The organism is Chromohalobacter beijerinckii (assembly GCF_023061185.1).
Lineage (GTDB): Bacteria > Pseudomonadota > Gammaproteobacteria > Pseudomonadales > Halomonadaceae > Chromohalobacter > Chromohalobacter beijerinckii.
In genome coordinates this window covers 1-6,348 of the sequence record NZ_JAKGAK010000035.1, presented here as the reverse complement: position 1 = coordinate 6,348, position 6,348 = coordinate 1, and the positions used below count along the sequence as shown (strand labels likewise).

The window sequence follows — 6,348 nt, the reverse complement described above, 5'->3', positions numbered from 1 at the left end:
AGTAGGCGTAGTAGTAGTATTACGAATCATATGGGGAATCATAGGCACTAGACACGCACGGTTCATCAACTTCACTTACTCACCAAAAGAAATACTTCAACATTTACGAAACATGCGACATGGGCATGAACGACATTATGACGGCCACAACCCCGCCGGCAGCGCCATGGTCTTTTTACTATTAGGAGGAATTGGACTGCAAGCAATATTGGGCTGGCTTCTAACAACGCACACCTTTCATGAAAACGCACTGATAGAAACTGTACACCCAATATCAGGAAACGCCCTTCTTATTGCAGCAATACTACATGTCATTGGTGTGATTATTTCAAGTAAATTAACAAAACAAAATCTTGCCAAGGCGATGATTACTGGTCAAAAAACAAAAAAACGCCAAGAATAGCTTCAAGAGCCGCCTTGACGGCGGCTCTTTCAATTCACGCCCTACCGCCGATCTTCGCAAGAACATACCTGACGACCTTGTAAAAGCCAAGCACCAGTGCAAAGGGGACAACGAGTGCCCCAAGCAAAATGTATAAAGCAAAAATACAGGCCTCGAAAAAGAAACATCTAAAGAGAGCCTCACCAGCTATACTACGGATGGCCCTGGCCAAGTTTCTTATAATCCGAAAAGGCCTTGCTAACACGTCATACTGAAACCTATAAACCATCATACACTCCCCAGCTCGGTGCCACTGCAGGTAAGATTTTAAAGTCATGCACGACACGCCGATGTTATGTCTTGATCGGGCTTATAGACCGATGTTGCTACTTGCATCAACCCCAGAATGCTTGAAAACAAATTGCCATGACTATATTTGCCGTCTGCATTTTTATATAAACAATCATCATTCAGTCCCGTGGAGCCAATAAAATCCTTATCCAACCACCACGTCATGGGTACATGCGTTTGTTCTTTCGGTGCGATTGAGTAAGGCAATCCATGTAAATAAACACCATTTTCACCTAACGACTCACCATGATCGGCCACATACAACATGGCAGCCGAATATTGAGACTGAGATTTTAAGGCGGCAATCATACTATCTAAGACACTATCGGTGTAAAGAACGCCATTGTCATATGCATTTACAATCTCATTTTTTTGACATTTATTTAAATCAGCAGTTTCACATACCGGGGCAAACCTGCTAAAAGCCTTAGGATAACGCTGGTAATAACTAGGACCATGATTACCTAACTGGTGCAACACAATGACTTTATCATCGTTAGAACCCGAAGTTTTCTTCAACTCATCTTTTAAACGCTCGGCAAGAGCCTCATCATAGCAGCGGCCCGATGCACAAAGACCAGGAAAACCCTGCTGGGACAGTGTCTCATTTTTAACGCCTTCGCAGACTCCTTTGCATCCCGATTGGTTATCAATCCATTCCACATCGATACCGGCATGCTTTAACACATCAAGAAGTGACTCATGACTTTTAATATAGCGCTCGTCATAGTCATCGTGACCAAGCGGAGAGAACATGCAAGGTAAAGAAACTGCCGTGCTTGTGCCACAAGATGTTACATGAGGAAAATTGATCACGTTGCGATCATTCAACTTCGGTGTTGTCTGCCTCTCATAGCCATTGAGACCCCAATTGGCAGCCCGCATCGTCTCCCCGACCACAATGACGAGCAGCTTAGGCTTGCTATTGCCATTCGATGCCGCGTCTGCCAGTTTCGCATCGCTCTCAAGCGGAATTTTCTTATCAGGCAGAGGAGCTTGTGCAGGAGCTAAAGCTTGAACAGCAGAGACTATCGCGTTACCCGGAGTGACCAAGAAACGCAGCTCATGATGCGTCCTCATCAAAGCCGACACGCTTTGAAATGTCAGTAAAATGAAGCCGCTCAATACCAGGGTGCTTGCTAGCACCACCACTGCGCGTCTCAAAACAGACCTCAAAAGGCTCTCTCTTTTTATACGCACCCAGATAACAAACAGTGAAGGAATAGCGGCATAAACAATCATGTATCCAAGGAACCCCCAAGTAAACAGCTCACCAGCTTCCTTGGTATCCGTCTGCAGAACGTTGTTCACCATATCGGTATTGAAGTATACGCCATAACGGCTTGTATAAAAGTTAACGGCCGCTGCCAAACATATTATGGCGACAAGAAAAGGTTTCGCCAGCCAACGATTCACTAAAAAGACAAATACAAAAAACTGCAAAAAAGTAAGAACAACCCCATACTCGAGCAAAAGCAACCAGTCCATTATTCCTGCTGGAGAGATATAATCAAAAACCTCACCCCAAAAAGGCGTATTATAAAACAATGTAACACCAAGGCTCACCAAAAAGGTCAGGAAGTCCGTCGTCAAAACCGGACGCAGGAAGCTCAGCCTTGAAAATAAATTATACATAAACGACCTCACCTCAAGAATTAACAAGATCACCAACAGCGACTTTTCGATTTTTAATTAAACCAAAAAACAGATACGCCAATATTCGGGAAACACTAAAACTAATCATCAATGTCCACAAATCATGCGACAAAAAATGAGCCCCACGAACTTGCTGATCAATACCAAAAAGAAGGCCCATAGACATAGCACCCCCTGCACCTAAACGTCTCCACTTAGAAGAGACAAAGAGGTAGTCGAAAAAGAAGTACAAGGCAATCCAGGCATAACCCGCACTAGCATGCCCGGCAGGAAAGCATGCAATATCTGGAAACTTAGAAGGCCACTCTTGGAAAAAACCAACGTAAGGAATATTCCCTCCGTAGCGTACTAAATCCCAAGGACATGCCACATTAATGCTGTTCTTTATAGAAGAAACTATTAATGCGGAAAGTGCAACTGATACAAAGAGATACACCAAAGGACGACGCAGACTTTTCATTGCCCCTACAAAGAAGGTTGCAACAATTGCCACCAAGACCACTACACCTATAGATATACTAAAGCGTTTCCCTATATCATGCAGAACATACTTAGTCAGCCAGAAATCCGATAACGTCCAATCACCTCCCTCCATCGTGTAAACGGCATCAGCCGTCCTAAAATCTAATTTAAAATAAGCTATTGCAATAATTAACAGGGTGAATAAAACCCACATCTTCAACAAGGGCACCCAAGGTGATTCACTGTATTTTAAAAAAGTTCTGGGGAGCATGTGCACATCAACTTTATATATAACAAGGATACTTCATGATGTCACCCCACTTCTTAAGTCATGCTTACGCGCAACAAATAAATTCATCAAAAGGCTTAAGAATACCTTAAGAAAAAATATTTATAATCAAGACAAAGCCACTACTTTATATATGCAATCATGCGACCAAAAACACTATCAGTCATCATTCCTGCAAAAGATGAAGTTGAAAACTTACCAACGTTGCTTGATGAAATTGATCAGGCACTTGTTTCAATTGAACACGAAATCATCGTTATCGATGATGGCTCTATAGATGACACCCAAAATTGGCTTGCAAATGAAGCCAGGAAAAATCCACGGCTACGCGCATACCGCCACCACAAAAGCTCCGGACAAAGCACGTCTATCTGGCAAGCGGCAAGGCTAGCGGAAGGGGATTGGTTGGCGACTATCGATGCCGATGGACAAAACGACCCGGCAGACATACCTATCCTTTATCAATATGCGAGCACTAACACAGTCACGGTAATTGCTGGGCACCGCAATAAAAGACGTGATATTTGGCATAAGAGGTTTTCTTCAAAAATCGCCAACCGTATCAGGAGCAAACTACTGAATGATTCAACACCCGACACCGGGTGTGGCCTTAAATTAATAAACAAAAATGCGTTTCTTAAACTGCCATACTTTAACCATATGCACCGCTTTATACCTGCGCTTATTCAAGCGCAGGGAGGGACCTGTATTTCTATGAATGTAAACCACCGAGAACGTCAAAACGGACACTCACACTATGGTTTACATGACAGACTTTGGGTAGGAATTATAGATATTCTAGGTGTCATGTGGTTGCGCCGCCGATCACGACTACCGGCAAATTTAATGCCGCTGGTGGATTCATACCCTACTGACAACGACTCCGGCAAATATGTTTAAAAACGACTTAATCTGGATGATTATTGGATTTCTTGGACAAGGCTTTTTTTCGGCCCGTTTCTTGGTCCAGTGGATTGCAAGTGAGAAGGCGCGACGCAGTATTGTGCCCAACGCGTTTTGGATATTAAGTCTAGGCGGAGGCGCTACGCTTTTTGCTTATGCAATTTATCGACAAGACCCCGTGTTTATCGTTGGCCAAGGAGCAGGGCTTTTTATCTACATGCGTAACATGATTTTAATCCGTAATGAAACACACATGAAATCAACGAAAAGTGAATAGCTTTATGCGTTTTTCGCTCTTGCCAATAACGGTGGCTCGCCATACCCGATTTTTTTGGTGCCTTTTTTTTCTGGGCGGTTTTGTGATTTTAGCGATTGGACTGGGGTTACGTGATCCATGGCCAGCAGATGAACCACGCTTTGCACTCAACGCACTCGAAATGCTTAAGACGGGTCAGTTTTGGTTTCCTCATCGCGCCGGCGAAATTTATCCCGACAAACCCCCTGTTTTCATGTGGGCAATGGCAATAGGTATTGCTCTAACTGGCTCGGTACGTTGGGGATTCATGCTCCCGTCTCTACTTGCTGCTTTCGGAACTCTCTTTTTAGTAGCAGATTTAACGAAAAGACTCTACGGTATACGCATCGCACTATTAGCCGGCGTTGCCCTGTTGAGCACGTTCCAATTTGCTCTTCAAGCTCGGACGGCACAAATAGATATGTCTCTCACTTTTTTTACTACGTTAGGGGCTTACGGGTTTCTACGCTATTCATTAATTGACGCCAAGAATATCTGGTGGTATGTCAGTTGGATCGCAATGGGCATCGGTATATTGACCAAGGGGGTAGGCTTTCTGCCCTTGGCGTTAATACCCGGCTGGATATTATTCTATAAACAAGGAGTAGTGCATCACCCTACATGGAAACAGTATATAAAGGGTTTTTCATTACTTATCTTGACGGTTAGCTTGTGGGTCGTGCCCATGGTCTTGATCGCCACATTTGGAGACGATTCAAGTCTCACAGCTTATCGGGATAATATCCTTTTCAAACAGACGGGCGAAAGATATGCCAATTCATGGCATCACTTGAACCCTTGGTATTACTATCTAGCCAGTGTCATTCCTTGGGCATGGCTACCTCTAATACTGGCCTTCCCATGGCTTATTAAACACTGGCAGCGTCGATTGAGAAGACGCGATGCTAAGATTTGGATGCCTTTAAGCGCAATATTGCTGATCCTTCTGTTTTTTTCGTTGTCGCCAGGCAAACGAGGCGTTTATATATTGCCTACAATCCCATTGTTAATATGGGCGGTCGCGCCGTCCATACCCGGCCTATTGCAACAAAAGGGTCTCAATTATCTGGCAACATTTACTATCATTGCCATTTCAGGCACTTTACTAACTGCAGGAGTCTTAGGTGGTTATGGAGTCAGTAGCCTAAACGAATTATCGCAGCACTATGGAGTAGTGCCTTGGAATTGGTGGATGACGATTGGTGCGCTGTCTATCCCCCTCATCCTCTGGTTAAAACCGCACCGTGGAATGTTGATATTTGTAATATGGATGCTGGCCTTCTGGGTTTCATGGTCTACATGGGGCTATGTACTAATGAATACGGCCAGGTCGCCTCACGATATGATGCAAAATGTTCAGCGCATAACAGGAAAAAACGCTTCATTGGCGCTCCCGGATTTCGATGAAGAATTTGTGCTACAAGCACAACAACCCGTCGTGCAATTCGGCTTTAAAACCCCATTAGAAAAACAATTACAACGTGCTTACGCATGGGTTAAACAGTCTCCCGATGAGCGTTGGATATTAACACGAGCAGATCAGGCAAAAGGGGAAGCTTGTATCGATCAATCCGAAAAGCATGATCTGGGTATTCAAAACAGTGATCATTGGTGGCTTCTTCCCGGAAGCGCTTTTTCTCAGTGCCCAGGAAATAAAAAATCTGCGCCGCTATACGAAGCTCCCACGACAAAATAGTCATCACCACCCTAAAATCCCGTCAAAGAGAGGCTTTAAGCCTCTCTTAACATTATAGAAACAAAACCCCTTAACACCTCCAACCTGAGCTTTAAAATGAAAAAGACAATCGCTGTATCTGGCAATTCATCAAGATCACCAAGATCTTTCTTGATACTTTCAGCAACATGCTTTTCACTCTTCTTGATACTATCATTGATAGTTAAAACTACTAATTGGTTTACTGGAATAAATGGAACCATACACAACCTCTTTGCACAGCACCAGAGTTCTTTTCTATTCAACTTCATGCTAAGCATAACTGAACTTGGTGA

7 protein-coding genes are annotated in these 6,348 nt (G+C 43.7%); 4 read left to right on the top strand and 3 right to left on the bottom strand.

From position 1 onward, the window contains the following. Nucleotides 1-403, top strand: a 403-nt coding sequence (locus L1075_RS15490; RefSeq protein ID WP_246942723.1) for a cytochrome b/b6 domain-containing protein, incomplete at its 5' end; no start/stop codon positions are given. A gap of 312 nt (nt 404-715) precedes the next feature. Here L1075_RS15490 and L1075_RS15485 read toward each other — a convergent pair. Further along, nucleotides 716-2,368 (bottom strand): phosphoethanolamine transferase, encoded by a 1,653-nt coding sequence (locus L1075_RS15485; protein ID WP_075368758.1) that lies wholly within the window; start codon nt 2,366-2,368, stop codon nt 716-718. A gap of 13 nt (nt 2,369-2,381) precedes the next feature. Then, complete coding sequence (locus tag L1075_RS15480; RefSeq protein WP_246923564.1) at nt 2,382-3,122, bottom strand: phosphatase PAP2 family protein; 741 nt, start codon at nt 3,120-3,122, stop codon at nt 2,382-2,384. 159 nt (nt 3,123-3,281) lie between these two features. Here L1075_RS15480 and L1075_RS15475 point away from each other — a divergent pair, with 159 nt between their 5' ends. From L1075_RS15475 to L1075_RS15465, 3 genes are read left to right on the top strand one after another with little or no spacing between them, the layout of a single operon-like run. After that, complete coding sequence (locus tag L1075_RS15475; protein WP_178999940.1) at nt 3,282-4,040, top strand: glycosyltransferase family 2 protein; 759 nt, start codon at nt 3,282-3,284, stop codon at nt 4,038-4,040. Continuing rightward, entirely contained in the window at nt 4,033-4,320 is a 288-nt protein-coding gene (locus tag L1075_RS15470) for a lipid-A-disaccharide synthase N-terminal domain-containing protein (protein ID WP_246923552.1), read from the top strand. The genes L1075_RS15475 and L1075_RS15470 overlap by 8 nt, the downstream gene beginning before the upstream one ends. Nucleotides 4,321-4,324: 4 nt before the next feature. Beyond that, nucleotides 4,325-6,034, top strand: coding sequence for an ArnT family glycosyltransferase (locus tag L1075_RS15465; RefSeq protein ID WP_246923549.1), 1,710 nt, complete (start codon nt 4,325-4,327; stop codon nt 6,032-6,034). A 35-nt stretch (nt 6,035-6,069) separates the two neighbouring features. On the opposite strand, the gene L1075_RS15460 is transcribed toward L1075_RS15465, so the two are convergent. Then, a partial coding sequence (locus L1075_RS15460; RefSeq protein ID WP_246942720.1) for a hypothetical protein occupies nt 6,070-6,348 on the bottom strand: 279 nt, incomplete at its 5' end.